General features: G+C 56.4%; 21 protein-coding genes, 1 tRNA gene and 1 pseudogene. 17 read left to right on the top strand and 6 right to left on the bottom strand.

Annotated elements, in window-relative coordinates; all coding sequences use genetic code 11:
- Nucleotides 1-5 precede the first annotated feature (5 nt).
- The 6 genes from GOW16_RS04920 to GOW16_RS04895 all read left to right on the top strand — a co-directional run bounded on the left by GOW16_RS04920 (nt 6) and on the right by GOW16_RS04895 (nt 5,531).
- Nucleotides 6-221, top strand: coding sequence for a hypothetical protein (locus GOW16_RS04920; protein ID WP_010437786.1), 216 nt, complete (start codon nt 6-8; stop codon nt 219-221).
- A 150-nt stretch (nt 222-371) separates the two neighbouring features.
- Nucleotides 372-1,301, top strand: coding sequence for a class II glutamine amidotransferase (locus tag GOW16_RS04915; protein WP_170411155.1), 930 nt, complete (start codon nt 372-374; stop codon nt 1,299-1,301).
- 1 nt (nt 1,302) lies between these two features.
- The gene (locus tag GOW16_RS04910) at nt 1,303-1,986 is read left to right on the top strand and encodes a protein GlxC (RefSeq protein WP_170411151.1); all 684 of its coding nucleotides are present in this window, start codon (nt 1,303-1,305) and stop codon (nt 1,984-1,986) included.
- A gap of 20 nt (nt 1,987-2,006) precedes the next feature.
- Complete coding sequence (locus GOW16_RS04905; protein ID WP_170411971.1) at nt 2,007-3,335, top strand: FMN-binding glutamate synthase family protein; 1,329 nt, start codon at nt 2,007-2,009, stop codon at nt 3,333-3,335.
- An 80-nt stretch (nt 3,336-3,415) separates the two neighbouring features.
- Nucleotides 3,416-4,744: a type III glutamate--ammonia ligase gene (glnT, locus tag GOW16_RS04900; protein WP_170411148.1), complete on the top strand. Its 1,329-nt coding sequence runs from the start codon at nt 3,416-3,418 to the stop codon at nt 4,742-4,744.
- A gap of 76 nt (nt 4,745-4,820) precedes the next feature.
- Nucleotides 4,821-5,531 carry a type 1 glutamine amidotransferase gene (locus GOW16_RS04895; protein ID WP_170411145.1) on the top strand — a complete coding sequence of 237 codons (711 nt, stop codon included), beginning with the start codon at nt 4,821-4,823 and terminating at the stop codon, nt 5,529-5,531.
- A gap of 28 nt (nt 5,532-5,559) precedes the next feature.
- Here the strand turns inward: GOW16_RS04895 and GOW16_RS04890 are convergent, their stop codons facing one another.
- Nucleotides 5,560-5,979: a group II truncated hemoglobin gene (locus GOW16_RS04890; protein ID WP_170411141.1), complete on the bottom strand. Its 420-nt coding sequence runs from the start codon at nt 5,977-5,979 to the stop codon at nt 5,560-5,562.
- Between the two features lie 139 nt (nt 5,980-6,118).
- On the opposite strand from GOW16_RS04890, the gene GOW16_RS04885 reads away from it, so the two are divergent.
- Nucleotides 6,119-6,964 (top strand): DMT family transporter, encoded by an 846-nt coding sequence (locus GOW16_RS04885; protein ID WP_170411138.1) that lies wholly within the window; start codon nt 6,119-6,121, stop codon nt 6,962-6,964.
- A 47-nt stretch (nt 6,965-7,011) separates the two neighbouring features.
- Here the strand turns inward: GOW16_RS04885 and GOW16_RS04880 are convergent.
- Both GOW16_RS04880 and GOW16_RS04875 read right to left on the bottom strand, forming a co-directional pair.
- Nucleotides 7,012-7,330, bottom strand: a pseudogene (locus GOW16_RS04880) (formate--tetrahydrofolate ligase); the annotation flags it as partial.
- A 20-nt stretch (nt 7,331-7,350) separates the two neighbouring features.
- A complete protein-coding gene (locus tag GOW16_RS04875; RefSeq protein ID WP_170411135.1) occupies nt 7,351-8,286 on the bottom strand; it encodes a LysR substrate-binding domain-containing protein in 936 nt (311 codons plus the stop codon).
- A 237-nt stretch (nt 8,287-8,523) separates the two neighbouring features.
- Between GOW16_RS04875 and GOW16_RS04870 the strand changes: the two genes are divergently transcribed.
- The 6 genes from GOW16_RS04870 to GOW16_RS04845 all read left to right on the top strand — a co-directional run bounded on the left by GOW16_RS04870 (nt 8,524) and on the right by GOW16_RS04845 (nt 15,897).
- The gene (locus GOW16_RS04870; RefSeq protein WP_170411132.1) at nt 8,524-9,477 is read left to right on the top strand and encodes an ABC transporter substrate-binding protein; all 954 of its coding nucleotides are present in this window, start codon (nt 8,524-8,526) and stop codon (nt 9,475-9,477) included.
- An 82-nt stretch (nt 9,478-9,559) separates the two neighbouring features.
- A complete protein-coding gene (locus tag GOW16_RS04865) occupies nt 9,560-10,588 on the top strand; it encodes a quaternary amine ABC transporter ATP-binding protein (protein ID WP_170411129.1) in 1,029 nt (342 codons plus the stop codon).
- A complete protein-coding gene (locus tag GOW16_RS04860; RefSeq protein ID WP_170411126.1) occupies nt 10,588-12,570 on the top strand; it encodes an ABC transporter permease in 1,983 nt (660 codons plus the stop codon). Before GOW16_RS04865 ends, GOW16_RS04860 begins: the two co-directional genes overlap by 1 nt.
- Before the next feature lies 1 nt (nt 12,571).
- Nucleotides 12,572-12,943, top strand: a complete 372-nt coding sequence (locus tag GOW16_RS04855) for a cupin domain-containing protein (RefSeq protein ID WP_170411123.1) — start codon at nt 12,572-12,574, stop codon at nt 12,941-12,943.
- The gene (locus GOW16_RS04850) at nt 12,940-15,339 is read left to right on the top strand and encodes a DUF1989 domain-containing protein (protein WP_170411120.1); all 2,400 of its coding nucleotides are present in this window, start codon (nt 12,940-12,942) and stop codon (nt 15,337-15,339) included. Before GOW16_RS04855 ends, GOW16_RS04850 begins: the two co-directional genes overlap by 4 nt.
- 54 nt (nt 15,340-15,393) lie before the next feature.
- A complete protein-coding gene (locus GOW16_RS04845) occupies nt 15,394-15,897 on the top strand; it encodes a hypothetical protein (protein WP_170411118.1) in 504 nt (167 codons plus the stop codon).
- A 142-nt stretch (nt 15,898-16,039) separates the two neighbouring features.
- Here the strand turns inward: GOW16_RS04845 and GOW16_RS04840 are convergent, their stop codons facing one another.
- Nucleotides 16,040-16,354 (bottom strand): bactofilin family protein, encoded by a 315-nt coding sequence (locus GOW16_RS04840; protein WP_170411115.1) that lies wholly within the window; start codon nt 16,352-16,354, stop codon nt 16,040-16,042.
- Between the two features lie 515 nt (nt 16,355-16,869).
- Nucleotides 16,870-16,945 (bottom strand) — tRNA-Thr (locus tag GOW16_RS04835).
- 224 nt (nt 16,946-17,169) lie between these two features.
- On the opposite strand from GOW16_RS04835, the gene GOW16_RS04830 reads away from it, so the two are divergent.
- Genes GOW16_RS04830 through arsB form a run of 4 tightly spaced genes read left to right on the top strand, consistent with a single transcriptional unit; the run spans nt 17,170 to nt 21,309 of the window.
- Entirely contained in the window at nt 17,170-18,003 is an 834-nt protein-coding gene (locus tag GOW16_RS04830) for a MarR family transcriptional regulator (protein ID WP_170411112.1), read from the top strand.
- Nucleotides 18,000-18,998, top strand: a complete 999-nt coding sequence (locus GOW16_RS04825) for an ArsJ-associated glyceraldehyde-3-phosphate dehydrogenase (RefSeq protein ID WP_170411109.1) — start codon at nt 18,000-18,002, stop codon at nt 18,996-18,998. The genes GOW16_RS04830 and GOW16_RS04825 overlap by 4 nt, the downstream gene beginning before the upstream one ends.
- On the top strand, nt 18,995-20,260 hold the full coding sequence (gene arsJ, locus GOW16_RS04820) for an organoarsenical effux MFS transporter ArsJ (RefSeq protein ID WP_170411106.1): 1,266 nt from the start codon (nt 18,995-18,997) through the stop codon (nt 20,258-20,260). Before GOW16_RS04825 ends, arsJ begins: the two co-directional genes overlap by 4 nt.
- Nucleotides 20,257-21,309: an ACR3 family arsenite efflux transporter gene (arsB, locus tag GOW16_RS04815; protein WP_170411103.1), complete on the top strand. Its 1,053-nt coding sequence runs from the start codon at nt 20,257-20,259 to the stop codon at nt 21,307-21,309. The genes arsJ and arsB overlap by 4 nt, the downstream gene beginning before the upstream one ends.
- Here the strand turns inward: arsB and glf are convergent.
- The gene (gene glf / locus GOW16_RS04810; protein WP_170411099.1) at nt 21,280-22,428 is read right to left on the bottom strand and encodes a UDP-galactopyranose mutase; all 1,149 of its coding nucleotides are present in this window, start codon (nt 22,426-22,428) and stop codon (nt 21,280-21,282) included. The two genes, arsB and glf, sit on opposite strands and share 30 nt — an antisense overlap.
- Between the last annotated feature and the right edge of the window lies 1 nt (nt 22,429).

Here is a 22,429-nt window from a genome sequence, read left to right as displayed (position 1 = left end):
GAGACATGTCTACAAATGGATACACAAGCTGGGCTGTCGATCTTGCTGAGGTTGGACCGATCTACCCCTTCCAGGGCTACGAAGTTCTAATGGTCATTGTCGGCGTCGTGTTCTGGATTGGCTGGCATCGCATTCAGTTTGTCCGCGAAGGCGAACACCTGGAAAAGGCACGCCACACTGGTGACGAAGAAAAAGTGAAAGCCCAGTTAGAGCGATACTGACTCAGCTTCAAAAAGAACCTGCAATGGGCGAGAAACCAGAGGTCTCGCCCATTGCCTCTTAGGAAAAAAACTTTCCTATGATTATTGATGTCCTGCGAATTTGTTGGTACCGTCGAATCATAACGAAACACACAAGGAGATCTGCCAGCCATGTGCGGAATTGTTGGATTATTCCTCAAAGACCAGTCTCTTGCGCCCCAACTGGGCAATATGCTGACAGACATGCTGATCACGATGACAGATCGTGGCCCCGACAGTGCCGGTATTGCGATCTACGGCGCGGAAAGGGACGGGAAAACCAAGATAACGGTTCAGTCCCCCACCCCCGAAACCGACTTTGTCGGCTTGGCCGATGAGCTGGGCAAAAGCCTAGGTGCGATGGTTGGTCAGACGGACAACGATACACATACTGTTCTGGAAGTTCCCGCCGGTCAGTTCGAAGCCGCGCGCACAGCACTGGCCGAAATCCGCCCCTCGGTTCGGATCATGAGCCGGGGTGACAGCCTCGAAATCTATAAGGAAGTTGGCCTGCCCAAGGATGTTGCGGACCGCTTCAACCTGAGCGGCATGAGCGGGACCCACGGCATTGGTCACACCCGAATGGCCACGGAATCTGCGGTGACGACTATGGGCGCGCACCCTTTCAATACGGGATCCGATCAATGTCTGGTCCATAATGGGTCGCTGTCCAACCACAACTCGTTGCGCCGAAAGCTGCGCCGCGAGGGTGTGGTTATCCAAACCGAGAACGACACCGAAGTTGGTGCTGCATACCTCACTTGGAAAATGATGAACGGAGCCACTTTGGGGGAAGCTCTGGAAACCAGCATCGATGATCTGGACGGATTTTTTACTTTTGTTGTGGGCACAAAAGACGGCTTTGGCGTCGTGCGCGACCCGATTGCCTGCAAACCCGCGGTGATGGCGGAAACAGATCAATATGTGGCCTTTGGCAGCGAATACCGCGCCCTTGTGAACCTGCCCGGAATCGAAGACGCCCGGGTTTGGGAGCCTGAGCCTTCCACTGTTTATTTCTGGTCGCACACCAACAGCCCAACAACACACGAAAAGGCCGCCTGATATGCAGACCTATGATCTAGAGGCAGACGGGCTGCGCGGATTGAACTCGTCCCTGCAGGCGCAAAACGCTGAGACCAATCAAACAAGCTGGGAAATCGTGAACCCCAAGGGCAGTCATGCGATTGCCGTCGGGCTGGACGCACCCATTGAGGTGACGGTCAAGGGCTCGACCGGGTACTATTGTGCCGGGATGAACCAGCAGGCGACCATCAAGGTCGAAGGCTCAGTTGGTCCGGGCGTGGCCGAGAATATGATGTCCGGTCAGGTCATTGTTGACGGCGACGCCAGCCAGTACGCCGGGGCCACGGGCCACGGCGGGTTGCTTGTGATCAAAGGCAATGCAAGCTCGCGCTGCGGCATCTCGATGAAAGGCATCGACATCGTGGTGCATGGCAATATCGGCCACATGTCCGCCTTCATGGCGCAAGCAGGAAATCTGGTGGTTTGCGGAGACGCAGGCGATGCGCTTGGGGATTCACTCTACGAGGCACGGCTATTCGTGCGTGGTTCGGTCAAAAGCCTCGGCGCCGATTGCATCGAGAAGGAAATGCGCCCCGAGCATCTGAATATCCTGAAAGACTTGCTGGATCGTGCGGGCAGCGACGCCAAGCCGGAAGAGTTCAAACGCTATGGCTCGGCCCGTCAGCTCTACAATTTCGACATCGACAATTCCGCCGCTTACTGAGGAAGAAGGGTATGAAAGATATGGACGATCAGATCCCCCGCACCCTGCCGATTCAGTCGGCGACGTTTTCCAACCCGATCAACGCAGAGATCCGTCGCGCCGCTGCGACCGGCATCTATGATATTCGTGGCGGTGGTGCCAAACGGAAGGTTCCGCACTTTGACGACCTGCTGTTTCTGGGAGCGTCGGTGTCACGCTATCCGCTGGAGGGCTATCGCGAACGCTGCGATACCTCGGTCACACTGGGCACGCGCTTTGCCAAAAAGCCGATTGAGCTGGATATCCCGATCACCATTGCGGGCATGAGCTTTGGTGCCTTGTCCGGCCCGGCAAAAGAAGCCTTGGGCCGTGGCGCATCTGCGGCGGGCACGTCTACCACCACCGGTGATGGCGGCATGACGCCCGAGGAACGCGGTCATTCAACCAAGCTGGTCTATCAATACCTGCCTTCGCGCTATGGTATGAACCCCAATGACCTGCGCAAAGCGGACGCGATCGAGATCGTGGTTGGCCAGGGTGCGAAACCCGGCGGCGGCGGTATGCTGCTGGGCCAAAAGATCAGTGACCGGGTGGCCGAGATGCGCACGCTGCCCAAGGGGATCGACCAGCGTTCGGCCTGTCGCCATCCGGATTGGACCGGCCCGGACGATCTGGAGATCAAGATCCTCGAACTGCGTGAGATCACGGATTGGCAGGTGCCGATCTATGTGAAAGTTGGCGCAACCCGCCCCTACTATGACACTGCATTGGCCGTGAAAGCCGGAGCCGACGTTGTCGTCATGGATGGTATGCAAGGTGGCACGGCGGCCACGCAGGACGTGTTCATCGAACATGTCGGACTTCCAACGCTGTCTTGCATTCGCCCGGCCGTGCAAGCGCTGCAGGATCTGGGCGTGCACCGCGAGGTCCAACTGGTCATCTCGGGCGGTATCCGCACAGGGGCCGATGTTGCCAAAGCGCTGGCGCTGGGTGCAGATGCGGTCGCCATCGGCACGGCCGCACTGGTGGCGCTGGGCGATAACGACCCGAAATGGGAATCTGAATATCAAAAGCTGGGTACAACCACCGGCGCCTATGACGACTGGCATGAAGGCCAAGACCCGGCTGGTATCACCACGCAAGACCCTGATCTGGCCGCACGTCTGGACCCGGTCGATGCGGGCCGCAGGCTGCGTAACTATCTGAAAGTTATGACACTTGAGGCGCAGACCATCGCCCGCGCCTGTGGTCACAACCATCTGCACAACCTCGAGCCCGAGGACTTGTGCGCCCTGACAATGGAGGCCGCCGCCATGGCGCGGGTGCCGCTGGCGGGAACCAGTTGGTACCCGGGCAAGGACGGGTTCTGAAACGATGCTGCGCGGCTCCCTGAAGGGGGCCGCGTTTTTGCTTTGAAAAACTAAAATTCAACAGGGAAAGGAAAGCAATCGTGACGACAGATCTCGCAGCTTTCGCAAAAGAAAAAGGCGTCAAATACTTCATGATCTCGTTCACCGACCTGTTCGGCGGACAGCGGGCCAAACTGGTGCCCGCACAGGCAATTGCGGAGATGCAGGAAGATGGCGCTGGCTTTGCCGGCTTTGCAACCTGGCTCGATATGACACCGGCACATCCAGACATGTTGGCGGTACCTGATCCGTCCTCGGTCATTCAATTGCCCTGGAAGCCCGAAGTGGCCTGGGTCGCTGGCAACTGCGTGATGGAAGGCCAGGATGTGGCGCAAGCGCCGCGCAACGTGTTGCGCCGCCTGATCGACGAGGCCGCCGCCGAAGGTCTGCATGTCAAAACCGGCATCGAGGCCGAGTTCTTTTTGCTGACCCCAGACGGAGAGCAGATCAGCGACCCGTTCGATACAGCCGAAAAGCCCTGTTACGATCAGCAGGCGGTTATGCGTCGCTATGACGTGGTACGCGAGATCTGCGACTATATGCTGGAACTGGGCTGGGGGCCGTATCAAAACGATCACGAGGACGCCAATGGCCAGTTCGAGATGAACTGGGAATTTGACGACGTTCTGCGCACGGCAGACAAGCACTCGTTCTTCAAGTTCATGACCAAATCCGTGGCCGAAAAACACGGGCTTCGGGCGACCTTCATGCCGAAACCAGTCGAAGGACTGACCGGCAATGGCTGTCATGCGCATATCTCGGTCTGGGATGCGCCGGGCACGGATGCAAAAACCAACGTATTTGCTGGTGAAGGCGAAGGCCCCACCGGAGAGGTCGGTCTGGGCGAACGCGGAAAACACTTCCTGGGCGGCATCATGAAACACGCCTCAGCGCTGGCAGCGATCACCAACCCTACAGTGAACAGCTATAAACGTATCAACGCGCCGCGAACCATGTCAGGCGCAACATGGGCGCCCAATACCGTGACCTGGACCGGTAACAACCGGACGCATATGGTGCGCGTCCCCGGCCCCGGCCGGTTTGAGCTGCGCCTGCCAGACGGTGCCACCAACCCCTATCTGCTGCAAGCCGTCATCATAGCGGCAGGTCTGTCCGGTATCCGGTCCAAGGCGGATCCTGGCAAGCGCTGGGACATCGACATGTACGCAGAAGGCCACAAGGTACGCGGCGCACCGAAGCTGCCTTTGAACATGCTTGATGCCCTGCGTGAATACGACAAGGACAAGGAGTTGAAGGCCATGATGGGTGCCGAGTTCTCATCCGCGTTCCTCAAGATGAAACATCAGGAGTGGAACTCTTTCGTCTCTCATTTCTCGCGCTGGGAAAAAGACAACACATTGGACATCTAGGCCGGATTACAGGATTGCGTCTCTGGGCCGTGGCACAAGCTGCGGCCCTGTTTCTTCAAGCCCCAAGAGGCACGCCATGAACGTTCTGGTTTTTCAACATACCCAAGGTGAAGGTCCCGGCGCATTTTGCGACCACATCGCCAATCACCAGGATGATATGCAGATCGTACATCTCTACAAAGGGCAACCCATTCCACAATTGGACAATTTTGATCTTTTGCTGGTGATGGGTGGTCCAATGGATGTCTGGGAGATGAATACCTACCCGTGGCTAACTCTTGAAAAGCAGGCCATCAGGACATGGGTGCGTGATCTCAATCGACCGTATTTCGGTATCTGTCTTGGACATCAATTGCTTGTTGATGCACTGGGCGGCACTTGCCAGCGCATGCAGACCCCCGAAATCGGCGTGCTACCTGTCGCGCTGACTGACAGCGCGTATCAGGATGCCCTATTTGCCGCCCAGCCCCGGCAGTTCACCGTCCTTCAATGGCACGGGGTCAGCGCTCAGGATCTGCCACCTGGCACGACCGTTCTTGCAGGATCAGTGGGATGTGCGGTGCAAGCCATACGCGTCGGGAACCGGGCATGGGGTGTTCAGTTTCACCCCGAAATCGTTCAGGGGACGATCAGCGCCTGGATGGGCGATCAAGGCAACCATCAGTGCGCTGTTGACTGGCTGGGATCGGCTGACGCGGCGTTGGCTATGGAGCGTGACAGCGACAAAATCGCAGCTGATCAGTTTAGGATGACATCAAGAATGTACACTGCGATGCGCCAGCTCTGATCAGAACAGCCAGATGCGCAAATTGTCTCTACACAAGTCCTTCATCCGTCTCTAGCCGCCAGTCCGGAACGTCGTTGACGAGCACGAGAGCGGCCCTGCGCAACGTCGCGCGCATTTTATCGACAACCGGGCCCGACATGTCACAGTCAGCCAATGCAGCATCAAACGTGTCCAACCATAACTCTGCGTCGGCTTTGCGAATAGGGATATGCGCGTGGATTTCACGCAGATCCATGTGGCCAAAACGTTCGCGGTAGTAGGCCCGTCCGCCCAGAAACCCACTGAGAAACTCGAACTGAGCCTGCCTGGTGTGGTTTAACCCATGTCCCCGAAAATGCAGCCTGTGCAGGGAATGCACCGCCGGGTCGGTCTCCATGCGATCATAAAATCGTTCAACTAGTGCCCGTAGTTGTTCTTCGCCGCCAAGTTGTTCCAAAGCAGAAGACATTGATGATTTCTCCGAGCTTTTGCTAGCTGAATATTGCATATCAGGAATATTAGTTTATCAACAGTGACATCTTGGCGCTGCAAATTTGTGGAAGAAAGTGTATGTGGGCAGCATTGAAACGATCACCTTTGGCTGACGCATGAGCGCTCTCACTCTTGGGCTGCTTGCGGCGTTGTGCTGGGGCGTCCACGATCTGTCGGTCCGCTACGTCAGCCGGACCGTCAACGTAATCGCCTCGCTCATGACTGTATTGGTGATCGGCGCGGTGCTGCAGTTTTGTCTGGTGGCTGCGAAGGGCGATTTCGCCCCGATACCTGGCCGCGCGATTTCGTTCGCAATGGCAACCGGTGGCTTTTACCTCTTGGCCGGTCTCAGCATGTACGAGGCGTTTCATCGTGGACCTGTAAGGCTGGTTGCACCTCTTGTTGCCAGCTACCCGGTCCTGTCCGTCAGCGCCGCAATCTGGCGTGGTACGACAATCAGCGCCTGGCATTGGCTCGCCGTGGCTGCAATCGGGATCGGTGTATCGATCGTCGCGGTACGTTCCGATGACACAACCACGACCTACCCCGCGTTCGGTCCGACCATTGTCTTATCTTTGCTGGCGGCAGTCGGATTTGCGGCAGCATTTGCCTTGGGTCAGTATGCCACCGAAATCAGCGATGAATACACGGTTTCGCTGATTGGTCGATTGACGGCAATTCTTGCTCTGGCGGTAATAGCATTTGTGTCACGCAGTTCGGTCTGGCCCGGAATGCAAGCCTTGCCATTGTTGTGCCTGATGGGTCTTTTGGACGCCATTGCAATTCTAAGTGTAGTTGCCGCCGGAGGGCTTCCAAACGCCCAGTACGCTTCTGTCGCTGCCTCCGTGTTCGGGCTATTGACTGTCGTTCTGGCATGGGCAGTTCTCAGAGAGAGCATGGCCCCAAGCCAATGGCTCGGTTGTATCATAGCGTTTGCTGGTATCGGCTATCTTGCGCTCTGAGCTTTGACCAAGTTCAGTGCCTATTCGGCGGCTTAGAACAAGCCCTCGATCTCACCGCAGACAACCACGATGAAGCCCGCACCCGCGGACAGGCGCACCTCGCGCACCGGAACCGAGTGGCCGGTGGGTGCGCCGCGCAAGGAGGGGTCGGTGACAAAGTGGTTGATGGCGACAACAACCGGCACGCCGAAGGATTTCACGTTCTCGATGTGACGGCCCAGGTTGGCACAGCCAGATTTCACAGCATCGACATTTTTTCACACCCAAACCGGCACCAAAGCCCGCTTCGGTGACCACATAGTCGGCGACTTTCAGCGCGGTTTTGGTGGCGATGACCGCGCTGCTGAAAGACGCGATGCAGCCGAATCTGGTGCAGACTATCGGGGTCAGGCGTATCTTTTTCGCCCCGCACTGAGACCCAACAACCAGCCTTCGACAATGCGCTGTTCTGGAAATGCACTGTGACTCGGCCTTTTCAGCAGATAGTATCCTGACTGCGTTCGCACAAATGCATCTTGTACTGGCCGGACCAAGGCGCCGCTTTCCAGCAATGGGTCGACAAGATGGGCCCAGCCCAATGCAATCCCCAATCCATCAACCGCAGCCTGCACCGACAAAGGATAGGTATTGAACGCAACGGCTTGTTCCATTGATGATGTCGACACACCATTTCCACTGAACCATGTTCGCCATGTCATCCATTCTGCATGGCCGCTAGTGACCTCGATAAGGTCCAGTTCCGGCAGCGCAGAAATATCAGCCGCGCTGGGATTGTTTTTGAGGTACTCGGGGCTGCACACCGGAAAAACGGTTTCGCCAAACAGAAGTTTCGCCTCGTAACCCGGCCAGTCGCCATCCCCACGCAGAATTGTCAGGTTCATCGAGTCCGACAGGCATTCTGCATCACTGTCAGAAGACACCAAAGAGATGCGGATACGGCCATTGGATTTGTTGAACTTACGAAGTTGCGGCATCAACCATAGTGACGCAACAGAATTGGTCGCAGATATCGAAACCGTATTGGCCTGATGTTTGGCCAGCATGTCCCGGCTGACCTCCCGCATCAGGTCCAGCGATTTTTCTACAGTGGCCAGCAGGATCGCACCCTGTTGGGTAAGGGAAACCGATCGATGCCCCCGCACAAACAAAGGCACGTCATAATGCTGTTCCAGTAAGCGCACTTTGCGGCTGATCGCGGTCTCTGAGATGTTCAGCACCTTGCTGGCTTGCGCAAAACTCTGCGCCTTGGCCGCGGCCTCGAATGCCAGCAAATAGTCCAGCGGTGGCAGAACTTTCCCGGTGACTGGCGCTTTTTTTGACATCTTGGCGCAGATTCCCGATCTGGATGTGGTCGCGATCAAAAACATTTGCCCGCATCTGTCAGCATCCGATCAGGCAACTGCCTGTTAAGATAGCAAAAAGTCGAGTTAGCCTCAAGAATTTATGGCCAAGGCCCCTCAAATTTCTGTTCTGCACATTCGCCGATCTTGGGCAGAATGATCGAATTCTGGGCCGGAAGAGTCCTTAACTCAAAAATGAACGTCACTCAGGGAGCAAACATGAAACTTACAAACCTACTTTCTGCTGCAACCTTGGCAGCAGTAGCGGGAACCGGGGCGATTGCCGAAGACAGCAGCGACCCCATCGTCATCCCAATTCACAACTGGTCCAGTCAGATCGTGATGTCGAATGTTGTCGGCCTGATCTTCGAAGAGATGGGCAACAATGTCGAATACGTCACCACCGACAGTCAGGCCGTCTATGAATCGGTACGCCTGGGCGACGTCGCGCTGGAGATGGAAGTCTGGGAAGGCGCGTTTGGTGCGTCATACCGGGCAGCGCTGGAAAAAGGCGGCCTGCATGACGCGGGCGATCACGATGCGGTTACACGCGAGGATTGGTGGTATCCGATGTGGACCAAGGAATCCTGTCCAGGTCTGCCTGACTGGCAGGCTTTGAACGACTGTGCGCACCTGTTCGCGACAGCCGAAACCGGCGATAAGGGCCGTTATCTGGATGGACCGGTGGACTGGTTGAAGCATGGTAAAGAACGCGCCGAAGCGCTCGATCTGAACTTTACTGTGATCAACGCAGGTTCTGCTGCGGCTCTGTGGGCGGAAATTGGCGCGGCTGAAGCCGACAAGAAACCTGTTTTGGTCTTCAACTGGACGCCAAACTTCGCTGAGGCTGTCTGGCCAGGTGAGTTCGTTGAGTTCCCCGCATGGGAAGACGGGTGCGATACAGACCCGGCCAAGGGCCCCAATCCCGAAGCGCTGTATGATTGCGGCAACCCTGCCAAGGGGTATCTCAAAAAGGCAGCATGGGACGGTATGAAGGACAAGTGGCCAGCCGCATATTGCGCCCTGACCAAGATTTCTTTCACCAACCCTCAGATTGCTGAGATGGCCAAGCTGGTCGACACTGATGAGCTTGAGCCGGAAGAAGCGGCTGAAGAATGGCTGGACGCAAACCGCGACGTCGTTGATCCTTGGATCAGCGCCTGCAGCTCTTAATCCGGCCTTATCCACTGAAACTGGCGCGGCCTAGCACATCTCAGCGATGCAAGGCCGCGCTCAACACGAAAGAAAGGCAGCCATGTCCGCCACAGCGCCTGTCATCTCAGCAAAAAACGTCTGGAAACTGTTTGGACCCTCGCCAGAGAGCTATCTGAAATCTCTGCCCGCGGGCCGCAGCTTCGATGAAATCCGTGCCGATGGGTACATCGCTGGGGTTAAGGACGTCTCGATTGAGGTCGGCCGCGGCGAGATGCTTGTCATCATGGGGCTGTCTGGATCAGGCAAGTCCACTCTGGTGCGGTGTTTTTCAAGACTGCACGATATTACAGGCGGAACGATTGAGGTTGACGGTCAGGACATCATGAGCCTGAGCGAGCGCGAACTGATTGAGCTGCGCCGCAACAAGATGGGTATGGTGTTTCAGTCCTTCGGATTGCTGCCGCATCGCACGGTTTTGGACAACGTAGCCTTTCCACTGGAAATGCGCGGGCAGGATCGCCACGACCGGCGCGAACGTGCGCTGGAAGTCATCAAGCTGGTGGGCCTCGAGGGACGGGAGGAGTACTTCCCGCGCGAACTCAGCGGTGGCCAACAGCAACGAGTTGGCATTGCCAGATCCCTGGCCATCGAACCGGATATCTGGTTTCTGGATGAGCCGTTTTCGGCTTTGGACCCGTTGATCCGCCGCGAAATGCAGGATGAGTTCCTGCGATTGCAGGAGATGCTGGGTAAGACCATCGTCTTTATCACCCACGATTTTGACGAAGCACTGCGTCTGGCCGACCGGATCGCGATCATGCGAAACGGCGCCGTCGAACAATGCGATACGCCCGATCAGATCGTGATGAACCCAGCCACCGAATATGTAGCCAAGTTTACCGAGGACATCGACAAAGCCCGCGTCGTGCATGCGAAGGGCCTGGCAAAACCCGTGAACGGACATGCATTGGAAGGTGCTCCGATCAATGGCGGTTCAACCATTCACGAACTGGCGCGGATATTGGTCAACGACGACCGGATCCTGTTGCCAGTTGCGAATGACAAAGGTGTCGTCACCGGGGTTCTGGACCGCGACACCGCATTGAACGTTCTGCTTGGAGCGGAATGATGGCGACGCTGTCCACCGAAATACCGGACACATCAGACGGGACCTGGGGGCGGACCAAGGTTCTTACCGCACTGCTGGTCACCGCCCTTGCTCTGATCCTCGCCAAAGCCGTCGGCGTTTTGCCCGAATGGCTGAACCGCATCCCCGAAGCGGCAATACCGCCGACCGCGCAGATTCTGGATGCAATCTTTGACTTCATTCAAAACGACCTCGGTCTGATCTATGTCACCCGCTTTATTGCTGAAGGTCCGCTGGAGTTCCTGCTGGATACGTCGGCAAATCTTTTGGAGGGCAAGCGGCGCTGGCCCTATCTGGGTCCGATTCCATGGTCCGCGATCGCCGCAGTGGCAGCTGTTGTCGGCTATGCCGTCGGTGGTTGGAGGCTTGCCGCATTGGGGGCAGGAACCTTCATCTGGACCGCCGCAATCGGCCAGTGGAAGATCGCCATGCAGACGATGTCCGTCATCGTGGTCGCAGCGCCTCTGGCCTTCTTACTGGGTCTGGTTTTGGGCATCGCCGCCTGGAAGTACGGCTGGTTCGAACGGATGCTGAAGCCCATTCTTTCAGTGCTGCAAACCCTGCCTTTCTTCACTTATCTTTTGCCGGCGGTGATCTTCTTCAAAGTGGGTCCAACAGCAGGAGCCGTCGCGACAATTACTTTCGCTATCCCGCCGATGATCCTGATGACCACTCTGGGCCTGAAAAAGGTCAGCCCCGAAGTGATTGAAGCAGGCCAGATGTCTGGCTGCACCCGCTGGCAGATGCTGCGCCATGTCTATGTTCCCGCCGCGCGAACCGAAGTTTTGGTTGGCGTCAATCAGGTGATCATGCTGTGTCTGGCCATGGTGGTTCTAACCGCCTTCATCGGTATGCCCGGCCTTGGCGCTAAACTGTTGGCAATGATGGGCAGCTTCAAACTTGGCCGGTCTTTCGAAATTGGTGTGACCATCGTCCTTCTTGCTGTCACGCTTGACCGGATGTCCAAGGCCTGGGTCGTCAAACAGCCTGTTCACTTCGAACGTGGGACGCCGTGGTGGAAACGGCATCAAATTTCTCTGGTCGCACTGGTTCTGTTTGTTGGGTTTACTTTGCTGGCGCAGGTGTTCCCGATCCTGGCCGAAGTTGGCCGCAAGCAGCATCTGAGCCAGGGCAAGGAAATCGACGTGGTGATCAAATCGTTCCTGGCCATCGATGTGATCAAAGGAACAACCGAATGGTTGCGCTGGTTCCTGAACGTCAAAGTTCTGATCCCCTTCCGCGACACTTTGCTTGCCATTCCCACGCCCGCTTTCATCCTGTTGGTGGTTTCCTTTGCCTACTGGGTCGGAGGCCGTAAGCCCGGAATATATGCCGCGATCTTCTTTACGATTGTCGCGTTCTCAGGCTGGTGGGATCGGTCGGTGATCACGCTGTACACCGTGATCTCAGCCGTCGCTCTGGCGACCCTGATCGGCATTCCGCTGGGCGTTGTCGCGGCCCGGTCCAACCGCTGGTCCAAAAGCATTCTGTTGGCCTGCGATACAGCACAGACTTTCCCCAGCTTCATCTACCTGATCCCGGCGATCATGCTGTTCGGCGTCAACGACGTGGCCGTTGTATTCTCGATCCTGATTTTCGCCGCCGTGCCGCTGATCCGGTACACTATTATTGGCCTCAGCAGCGTGCCGCCGGAAATGACCGAGGCTGCTGATATGTCCGGCTCGACCCGTCGGCAAAAACTGATGTCCGTGCAGTTTCCGCTTGCCCTGCCGACAATGGCGGTCGGATTCAATCAGGCAATCATGTTCGCCTTCTTCATGGTCATCATTGCGGCGTTCATCGGTACGCAAGACCTAGGGCAGGAACTTCAACGAACGCTGGCGGGAACCGAGTTGGGCAAGAATTTTGTGCTGGGCCTGAACGTGTCGCTGATGGCACTTACCTTTGACATGGCAATCAGCAGCTGGGCTGAGCAACGCAAAAAGCGGTTGGGGTTGGATTGAGATGGCACAGCAGCAAATCACACGCACCGTCACACGTTTTGAAGACCCGGGATTCGTCCGGATGCGGATGGACGGCCTGCCTGACGCGCAAGTCTGGTGGAAAAATGTCAGCTTTGATGAGGAAACCGGGCAAGGCAGCTATCTGATGAAGATGGCACCGGGTACCCATTCGAACCCTCACATCCATCACGGACCGGAAGAGTTCTTCGTCCTCGACGGCGACCTGACCGATAACGACGGGTTTCAATATCGCAGCGGCGACTTTGTTAGCCTGGCAGCGGGGTCAAGTCACTATTCGCGAACCGAGGCGGGATGCCTGCTGGTCGTTACCCACCGCGGCCAAACCGAAGCCATTCAGGAAAATGCACTATGAACGTGAAGCCGGTATTCGAAGTTCCTTTCGAACGCAGCGGGGTTCTGACCCCGGGTCTTCCGATCCTGCCGCATGGAACGGAACGTCATCCGATCCCCGGAATGGGGTCGCGCGCTGTTCCGGTGTCCAAGGGCGACACCATTACGCTGCTGGACCGCGATGGGATGCAACCGGCAGAATTGGTTTTCTTTGCCCCTGACCGAAGCTCCGATGCAGCTATGCTTGGCGCACAGGGACACGGGCGACCAGACGGTTTGATTGCGACGCTGGCGAACGGATCGCCGTCCGGAAAGAAAGTGCTGCGCGCCCTGGAGGTTGCCGGGTTCAACATCGGACAAGGTGACGCAATCCGGGCTTTCTCAGACGGATCGCGCCCCGGCGACATGGTACATTTCGTAGCTGAAAATGATGGTCTTCTAATCGTCGCCGCACCGGGTGAGGCGATGCGTCCAGAGGACAACAACCCACCCACAGATATCATCCTGTACATTCAGCGATCTGCGCCCGGATTGGAAAAACCCGATGTAGGACCGCCCGATCCGCTGGCCGATCCGCTCAAGGATTTCAATATTCAGCCGGGCAATGCGCACTCCTACGAAGTGAAGGCTGGCGAGTTCATTCAGATCGTGGATGTCCGCGGACGCGAGTGCTCGGATTTTCAGGCGTTCAGCCGCCGCGCACTGGATCAGGGGATTGAGCGCGAGATCGACCCGACAACAACCCGCAGCCTGATGGGCAGCCTATATCCGCAACCGGGCATATTCTCGAAATACTGGTCGGTCGATCAGGAACCTCTGGTCGAGATTGTACAGGATACGTGCGGGCGCCATGACACATTCGGCCTCGCCTGTACCGCACGATACTACGAAGACCTTGGCTATCCGGGCCACGTGAACTGCTCGGAAAACATCAACAAGGATCTGGATCAGTATGGCATCAAGCCGCGCGGTGGATGGCCTGCGATCAACTTCTTTTTTAACACGATGCTGGATGACACCAACGCCATTGGAATGGACGATCCGTGGTCGCGACCGGGTGACTTTGTGTTGCTGCGGGCGCGGACCGATCTGGTCTGCGTCAGCACCGGATGTCCCTGTGACATCGATCCGGCGAATGGCTGGAACCCAACCGATATTCAAGTGCGAACCTACAAGGCGACCGAGGATTTCACACGATCCTACGGCTATAGAAAATCTGCGGAGGCGGATGTGGAAGAAACCAAGAAAACTGCATTTCACGACTGCTTCGCGCGGCATACCCGTGATTTTGTCGAGTACAACGGCTATTGGCTGCCCAACACGATGACCAATCATGGTGCCATTGCCGAATACTGGGCCTGCCGGGACAAGGTTGCCGTGATGGATCTTAGTCCTTTGCGAAAGTACGAGGTGGTTGGACCCGACGCGGAAGAGTTGATGCAGCTCTGCGTGACCCGCAACATGAAGAAACTAAGCGTCGGTCAGGTCGTGTACACAGCCATGTGTTACGAACATGGCGGTATGATCGACGATGGCACGGTCTACCGGCTGGGTGAGACCAATTTCCGCTGGATTGGCGGCAACGACACCAGCGGCTTGTGGCTGCAGGAACAGGCGCAAAAGCGAAACATGAATGTATGGGTGCGCAACTCCACGGATCAGTTGCACAACATTGCGGTTCAGGGACGGCATAGCCGTGAAATCCTGTCCCGGATATTCTGGACACCACCACAACAACCGACAATTGAAGAACTGCCATGGTTCCGGCTTACCATAGCTCGGGTTGGTGATTTGCAGGGGAAATCCGTGGTGATTTCCCGGACGGGCTATTCCGGTGAGCTGGGATATGAAATCTTCTGTCATCCGAAGGACGCCGTCGAGATCTTTGATCGCGTCTGGGAGGTTGGTCAGGAGTACGGCATCGCTCCTCTGGGGCTTGCCGCGCTGGATATGTTGCGGATCGAAGGCGGCTTGATTTTTGCCGGGTCTGAATTCGACGATCAAACCGATCCCTTCGAGGCAGGCATCGGTTTCACCGTGCCACTGAAATCAAAGGTTGACGATTTTATTGGCCGCGCGGCGATTGAAGAACGCAAGGCTCATCCTCATCGGAAACTGGTAGGTTTTGAAATTGATGGAGGGACAGTTCCTTCACCCGGTGACTGCGTGCGTGTTGGTAAAGCCCAAGTTGGAGAAATCACCAGCGCAATGAAGTCTCCCATTCTCGGGAAAGTCATTGCGTTGGGTCGCATTGCAACCACACATGCTAACGTCGGCAGCGACATCGAAATCGGCCAGTTGGATGGACAACAAAAGCGCCTGAAAGCCAAAATTGTGCCCTTCCCGCATTTTGATCCGACAAAGGAACGAGTGAAGGGTAACTATTCACAAGCTGATGTTCCTGATGCCGCGGAATGAAAACTCTGTCACAACCGGTTTGATCAAAGGGATATTCACGCCCTGGCGAAACGTATGGGGGTTTTTGGCGTGAAAGAAGAGCATGGCAACTGGGGTGCTGTCTTCCCAGTGCCATCACCCAACGCCAACCCCAAAAATGGCGTTTCACTACCACTTTGGCTTTCATTTGTAGCAATCACACTCGTTCAGCCAGCCATTGGATTAGCGGCCGAATGCCCAAGAATTTACGCCGTCGAAGACTACAATCGCACCGGTGTCGCGCCTTATGGTTCCGTATGCCAGGCCTTCGAGGGATTGGATAGCTCCCGAGGCGTTTCATGCTATTGGACGTTTCCGTTTAGAAGCGCGGAAGCCGCAAGCTATTTCGAAGACGCATGGGCTGAAGTCGTTCGATGTCGCGAAGGCTCCTCAACTTCTGACAACAGCCCCGTCAATCACCCCGACAGCTATGACCTGAGAGAATTTAACTCTGGAAACCGCGTCTATCGTGCAGCCAAAAAAGACAAAGGCAATGAAAAGCGGACACTGGTTTTTCTGAGCGTCGAGTACAGCAACTGAAACCTACTGGGATGTGTTGCGCAACTTGTGCAAGATCAGTTTTGGCGTTTGGTTCGGCAAAAGCCGCTATCAGACATTTGCAATACCCAACATCGCTGTCAAACGACATACGCGATGAAAGTGTAGAAGCCAGTCACGAAAATTAACCACCTCGAACGTCAACGCGACCGCTGATCTTTGCACCAGAGCTCATCGTCATGGTTCCGGTCGTCACGTCTGCCTTCAACTCACCTTTTTCTTCGATAGCCAAAGCGCGACTCTTTACGCTCCCTTCGACACCGCCCGCAATTTTTACTTCCTCAGCCTGAATGCCACCCTTCACTGTTCCTGAAGCCAGTACATCAACGGACTTAGCGTCGACATTGCCAGTCACGTTGCCGGCAACTGAGATGGTTCCTTCATTGGCGACCAGGTCACCCTGAATCGTCAGGTCTTTTTGAATCACTGTTGCAGTCAAAACATCTTCCTCGCGGTTCTACTTGAGTCAGGCATACGTGCTGCCGAGGAGGAATGCGAATGAAGGTGCCAATGGAAGCAGGTTTCTGCCGATGGTGTCGTCACTCTACTGTTGTGCAAGCGGGCCTTCGGGGTGATTAATTGACAGGTTAGTGTCGGAGGGAAACGAGGTTAGATTCAAGTTCCGGTGTTGGAGGCGCACCAAAACACGACACATGTTTATTTCAAAAAGTCAATTTTTGGACGAAAGGGAAAACTAATAACTCGTTAGCTTTTTTCACAGCGCCCTAAGATTCAGACTACTTGTTTTCAACAGATTGGACCGTCAGTTCAGTGAGTTAAGTGTCACAAGACTTTGGGGAAGCCAAATTTGTAAACCATAGCTGGCGCTCGTGCCGATTTTGAACAGCAAATCATTTGGTCCAAAGAGTTCAATTCGATATGTGGATTATCCGGTGGCTCAAAGAGCACCGCATGACTTAACAGTTTGATAATTATTCTTATTTTTGAAAGATATGGTGCCTCAAGAGGGACTCGAACCCCCGACCTTGTCCTTACGAAGGACCTGCTCTACCAGCTGAGCTATTGAGGCAAGCGATGGTTCCTTTAAACTCAAGTGCTGACGCGTGCAAGTCTCGATAGCCTTGGATGTCCTTTGTAAGCGTTGTTGCGATTCCTGACGCTAAAGTCTCCGGCCACCCGCACCGCCTTTGAAGCCCAGCGAAAAAGCGTCGCCTTTTTGGCCAGTTACCCTCGCGTTTCGTGACCGCATCATTACGATTGACTGATCTATATTATTTCTATATTTCATGAAATATGATAGAACGAATAACAGACCAACTAGCCATACTTGGTCATCCGCAGCGCATCCTTGTGTTTCGCATGTTGATGCGACGTTTTCCTGACAATGTCCCTGCGGGAGAACTGGCGGCGGAACTCGACCTGAAGGCCAGCACCCTGTCGAACTACCTGAATGCGCTTCAGCGTTCTGGTCTGATAAAGCAGGAACGCTCAGGAACCTCTTTGCTCTATTCCATTGAAATGGAGAACGTGCAGCAGATGCTTGACTACCTTATCGTCGATTGCTGCCGTGGCCGCCCCGATATCTGCATGCCTTATGCTCAGGGAACTGAGGTCGTGGCCGATCGGAAATACAACGTTCTGTTTCTGTGTGTCGGCAACTCCGCCCGATCGATTTTTGCCGAATCCTTGCTGCGCATGATGGGGGGTGACAGGTTCAATGTTTATTCGGCAGGTACGCAGCCCACGTCAAAGCTCAACCCGTTCGCCATGCAAGTTCTGGGTGATAAAGGGCACGACACGTCCGTCCTTCGGTCCAAGCACATGTCAGAGTTCGCAGCACCCGGCGCACCCGAGATGGACTTTGTCTTCACCGTCTGCAATCAGGCTGCGAATGAGGAATGCCCAGCCTGGGAAGGCCAACCAATAAGTGGCCACTGGGGCATGCCAGACCCGGTCAAGGCGGACGGTACGGATGCCGAAAAGAGCCTTGCGTTCCAAAATGCTTACGGCGCGCTCAAGCGCCGGATCGAAGCCTTTACGTCTTTGCCGGTCGAAAGCCTTGACCGGATTGCCCTGCAATCTGCTGTCGATGAAATCGGCAGAACGTCACCCGAGGATATGAAATGACAACCTACGCTGTGAACGGGCTGGGCCGGATGGGAAAGCTGGCCCTGAAACCGCTGCTGGACAAGGGCGCTAAGATCGCCTGGATCAATGACGCAGTCGGCGACCCGGAAATGCACGCGCATCTGTTGGAATTTGACACCGTGCATGGGCGCTGGGACACCAGCTTCGGGCATGACGCCAACAGCGTTACGATCAACGGCACCCGCCTGCCCTTTATCGGCACCAAGGATCTGAAAGCCCTGCCGCTGGAGGGTGTCGATGTGGTGATCGACTGCACCGGCGTCTTCAAGACCGGGGCCAAACTGGCACCTTACTTCGAAGCCGGAGTGAAGAAGGTTGTTGTCTCGGCCCCGGTCAAAGATGGGCCGACCGCCAACATCGTCATGGGCGTGAATGAGGACACATATGATCCGGCTGTCCACCGTATCGTGACGGCGGCGTCCTGCACCACGAATTGTCTGGCCCCGGTCGTCAAGGTCATCCATGAGAACCTTGGCATTCGCCATGGGTCGATGACCACGATCCACGACGTGACCAATACACAAACCATAGTGGACCGCCCCGCCAAAGACCTGCGCCGGGCGCGGTCCGCCTTGAACTCGCTGATCCCGACCACCACCGGATCGGCCACGGCGATCACACTGATCTACCCGGACCTCAAGGGGCGGCTGAACGGTCACGCGGTTCGCGTACCGCTGCTGAACGCGTCGCTGACCGATTGTGTGTTCGAAGTCGAACGTGAAACCACTGTCGAAGAGGTCAACGCGCTGTTCAAAGCCGCTTCTGAGGCTGAGTTGAAGGGCATCCTGGGTTATGAAACGCGGCCGCTGGTTTCGACCGACTACACCAATGACGAACGCTCTTCGATTGTCGATGCGCCCTCGACCATGGTGGTGAATGGCACCCAGGTGAAGATCTATGCCTGGTACGACAATGAAATGGGCTATGCGCATCGGCTGGTCGATGTTGCACTGATGGTTGGTGCCTCGCTGTGACCCGGCGGCCCGAAGGTTTGTCGGCCTATGTCGCGGTCACGGCAGCCTACTGGGCCTTTATGCTGACCGACGGGGCGCTTCGTATGCTGGTGCTGTTGCACTTTCACACGATGGGATTCTCACCGGTTCAGCTGGCATACCTGTTTGTTCTGTATGAGATCGCCGGCATGGGTACGAACCTGGCCGCCGGATGGATCGCCGCGCGGTTCGGGCTGACCTCGACGCTGTATGCGGGGCTGGCGTTGCAGGTTGGGGCGTTGCTGGTTCTTACCCAACTAGATCCTAACTGGCCGATTCCGGCAAAAGTTGCTTTTGTGATGGTTGTTCAAGGGGCCAGCGGGGTAGCCAAGGATCTGGCCAAGATGTCCTCGAAATCAGCTGTGAAACTGCTGGCACCGACCGAGGGCGGCGGACTGTTTCGCTGGGTTGCCGTGCTGACCGGGTCTAAGAATGCGGTCAAAGGGTTGGGGTTCCTTTTGGGGGCAGGCCTGCTGGCGACCGTTGGTTTTATGTGGGCGACACTGGCCATGGCGATTGTGCTGGCGGTCATTCTGGTCGCTGTCTTCGTTTTGATGCCGCCTGGCCTGCCCAAAGGGCGCAAGGGCGCGGAATTCTCCGAGGTTTTTTCGAAATCCGCCAATGTGAACTGGCTTTCAGCCGCACGCGTGTTCCTGTTCGGTGCGCGGGACGTGTGGTTCGTGGTCGGCATCCCGATCTATTTCTACGCCGTCCTGTCCGACGGCACCGAGGCGGGCAACCACGCGGCATTTTTCCTGATCGGAACCTTCATGGCCGTCTGGGTTATCCTTTACGGGGCTGTTCAGGCCAGCGCGCCGAACATCCTGCGTGCCAAAGAACGCACGGAAGATGACCTGATCCACGCTGCCCGAAACTGGGCTGCTGCCCTGTTCTGTGTGCCTGCTGCCCTGGCCGTGGCGGTTCTGTTCTCCTCCGGACCCGCAACCTGGCTGACCGTTACGCTTGTGTTGGGCTTGTTGGTCTTCGGGGCCGTCTTCGCGGTCAACTCATCGCTGCATTCCTACCTGATCCTGGCTTTCACCAAGTCCGAGCGGGTGACGATGGATGTGGGCTTCTACTACATGGCCAACGCGGCGGGCCGTCTTATCGGGACAGTTCTGTCCGGCCTGACCTACCAAATCGGTGGGCTTCCACTGGTTCTGGGCACCGCAGCCGCCATGGTCGCGCTGGCCGCCATGGCATCCGGCAAGCTGACCTCTCAGCCGCGTGAGGCATATTCATGAGCATTTTTGAGCGCTTTTTGTCCGTCTGGGTCGCCCTCGCGATGGTTGGCGGCGTACTGATCGGGCTGGCTGCACCCGGCCTTGTCCAGCTGGTCGCCTCTGCCGAGGTGTCCAGCGTCAATCTTGTCGTGGCCGTACTTATCTGGGCGATGGTCTACCCTATGATGGTGGGCGTCGATTTCGGTTCGGTGGCGGGCGTTGCGCGCCAACCGCGCGGGTTGATCGTGACTCTGACGGTCAACTGGCTGATCAAGCCGTTCACCATGGCCTTTCTGGCGGTTCTGTTCTTTGACCACGTCTTTGCGCCGTGGATCGAACCCGATGACGCAGCCCAATATACGGCAGGGCTGATCCTGCTGGGTGCCGCCCCCTGCACTGCGATGGTGTTTGTCTGGTCTCAACTGACCAAGGGCGACGCGACTTATACGCTGGTGCAGGTTTCCGTGAACGACCTGATCATGGTGGTGGCGTTCGCCCCAATCGTGGCCTTTCTGCTGGGTGTGACCGATATTCAGGTTCCGTGGCAGACACTGGTTCTGGCAACTGTGCTTTACGTGGTTTTGCCACTGATCGCTGGTCTGATCACGCGGCACAAACTGGGATCGCAAGAGGCCGTCGATGCCTTCTCTGCCCGTGTCAAACCCTGGTCAATCATGGGCTTGATCGCCACGGTCGTTATCCTGTTCGGCCTGCAGGGTCAGACCATACTGGCCAAACCACTGGTCATTGTCATGATCGCAGTGCCAATCCTGATCCAGAGCTACGGCATCTTTGCCCTGGCCTATGGCGCAGCCTTTGCGCTGAAGGTGCCGCACCGGATCGCCGCACCTTGCGCCATGATCGGCACGTCGAACTTCTTTGAATTGGCCGTCGCTGTGGCAATCAGCCTGTTCGGGCTGAACTCGGGCGCGGCACTTGCGACCGTTGTTGGCGTTCTGGTTGAGGTCCCGGTGATGCTGTCGTTGGTGGCCTTCGCTAACCGAACACGCGCACAGTTTCCGGAACCTGCGCCGTCTGTGTCAGAGAACTGGAACAAAGAACGGCTTTAACCGTTCTTTGCTTGCGATCGCCGACAGCGCCGCGCGCGCGGTATCCAGCGACTCGCGAATCGTGACATCCATATCCAGATACCGATAGGTGCCCAGACGGCCAACGAAAGTGACGTCTCGGGTTTCTTCGGCCAGCGCAACGTATTCACCTAGCAACGCTTTTTCCTTTACCTGACGGATCGGATAATAAGGTATGTCATCCGGACCAGCGTCGCGAGAAAACTCGCGATAACAGACCGAGCCTTCGTGTGTCTCCCACGGTGCAAAGTGCTTGTGCTCGGTGATCCGGGTATACGGCACCTCTTCTTCGCCATAGTTCATCACCGCGCACCCCTGATAGTCGCCGTCATAGGTGAAACGTTCAAAATCGAGGGTGCGATAGCCCAGGCGCCCAAGCTCATAGTCGAAATAGCCGTCCAGCGGGCCGGAATAGAACACATGATCGAAGTCACCGGCCATGCCGCGTTCGAACGTGGTGTTCAGCCTCACCGTGATGCCAGGGTGGTCAAGGATACCAGAAATCATGTCGGTATAGCCGTTCTCGGGCATGCCCTGGAATTTATGGAAAAAGTAGTTGTCGTCGTAGTTGAACCGCACAGGCAACCGCTTCAGGATCGACGCTGGCAGCTCGGATGGGTGGCATCCCCATTGCTTGATCGTGTAGCCCTTGAAAAATGCCTCATACAAATCACGACCGACAAACCGCATCGCTTGTTCCTCGAAACTCTGCGGGTCGGTGATGGATGTGTCGGCCTGTTCTTCGGTGATAAACGCATGCGCTTCGTCCGGTCGCATGGTCTTGCCAAAGAACTGGTTGATCGTGTGCAGGTTCACAGGCAGCGAAAAGACCTGACCCTGAGACGTGGTTTTGACCCGGTTCTTATAGGGCAGGAAGTTGGCGTATCTGTTCACATACTGCCAAACTTCTTCGTCATCGGTATGGAAGATATGCGGCCCGTAGACGTGCACCATAACGCCAGTGTCCGTGTCCCGTTCCGTATGGCAATTGCCACCGATATGGTCACGGCTGTCGACGATGGTGACATCATGCCCCTGTTCCGCAAGTTCCCGACCGATCACGGCGCCGGACAGCCCGGCCCCAACCATCAAAAACCGCATA

The organism is Ruegeria atlantica (assembly GCF_013033965.1).
Lineage (GTDB): Bacteria > Pseudomonadota > Alphaproteobacteria > Rhodobacterales > Rhodobacteraceae > Ruegeria > Ruegeria atlantica_D.
Note: the sequence above shows the minus strand (reverse complement) of the source record. Positions and strands in the feature narration are given on the sequence as shown.

Excerpts from the sequence above, each read along its gene's own strand:
- GOW16_RS04920 (WP_010437786.1), top strand. The coding sequence starts at position 6 with ATGTCTACAAATGGATACACAAGCTGGGCTGTCGATCTTGCTGAGGTT.
- GOW16_RS04915 (WP_170411155.1), top strand. The coding sequence starts at position 372 with ATGTGCGGAATTGTTGGATTATTCCTCAAAGACCAGTCTCTTGCGCCC.
- GOW16_RS04910 (WP_170411151.1), top strand. The coding sequence starts at position 1,303 with ATGCAGACCTATGATCTAGAGGCAGACGGGCTGCGCGGATTGAACTCG.
- GOW16_RS04905 (WP_170411971.1), top strand. The coding sequence starts at position 2,007 with ATGGACGATCAGATCCCCCGCACCCTGCCGATTCAGTCGGCGACGTTT.
- GOW16_RS04895 (WP_170411145.1), top strand. The coding sequence starts at position 4,821 with ATGAACGTTCTGGTTTTTCAACATACCCAAGGTGAAGGTCCCGGCGCA.
- GOW16_RS04890 (WP_170411141.1), bottom strand. The coding sequence starts at position 5,979 with ATGTCTTCTGCTTTGGAACAACTTGGCGGCGAAGAACAACTACGGGCA.
- GOW16_RS04885 (WP_170411138.1), top strand. The coding sequence starts at position 6,119 with ATGAGCGCTCTCACTCTTGGGCTGCTTGCGGCGTTGTGCTGGGGCGTC.
- GOW16_RS04875 (WP_170411135.1), bottom strand. The coding sequence starts at position 8,286 with ATGTCAAAAAAAGCGCCAGTCACCGGGAAAGTTCTGCCACCGCTGGAC.
- GOW16_RS04870 (WP_170411132.1), top strand. The coding sequence starts at position 8,524 with ATGAAACTTACAAACCTACTTTCTGCTGCAACCTTGGCAGCAGTAGCG.
- GOW16_RS04865 (WP_170411129.1), top strand. The coding sequence starts at position 9,560 with ATGTCCGCCACAGCGCCTGTCATCTCAGCAAAAAACGTCTGGAAACTG.
- GOW16_RS04860 (WP_170411126.1), top strand. The coding sequence starts at position 10,588 with ATGGCGACGCTGTCCACCGAAATACCGGACACATCAGACGGGACCTGG.
- GOW16_RS04855 (WP_170411123.1), top strand. The coding sequence starts at position 12,572 with ATGGCACAGCAGCAAATCACACGCACCGTCACACGTTTTGAAGACCCG.
- GOW16_RS04850 (WP_170411120.1), top strand. The coding sequence starts at position 12,940 with ATGAACGTGAAGCCGGTATTCGAAGTTCCTTTCGAACGCAGCGGGGTT.
- GOW16_RS04845 (WP_170411118.1), top strand. The coding sequence starts at position 15,394 with ATGGGGGTTTTTGGCGTGAAAGAAGAGCATGGCAACTGGGGTGCTGTC.
- GOW16_RS04830 (WP_170411112.1), top strand. The coding sequence starts at position 17,170 with ATGATAGAACGAATAACAGACCAACTAGCCATACTTGGTCATCCGCAG.
- GOW16_RS04825 (WP_170411109.1), top strand. The coding sequence starts at position 18,000 with ATGACAACCTACGCTGTGAACGGGCTGGGCCGGATGGGAAAGCTGGCC.
- arsB (WP_170411103.1), top strand. The coding sequence starts at position 20,257 with ATGAGCATTTTTGAGCGCTTTTTGTCCGTCTGGGTCGCCCTCGCGATG.
- glf (WP_170411099.1), bottom strand. The coding sequence starts at position 22,428 with ATGCGGTTTTTGATGGTTGGGGCCGGGCTGTCCGGCGCCGTGATCGGT.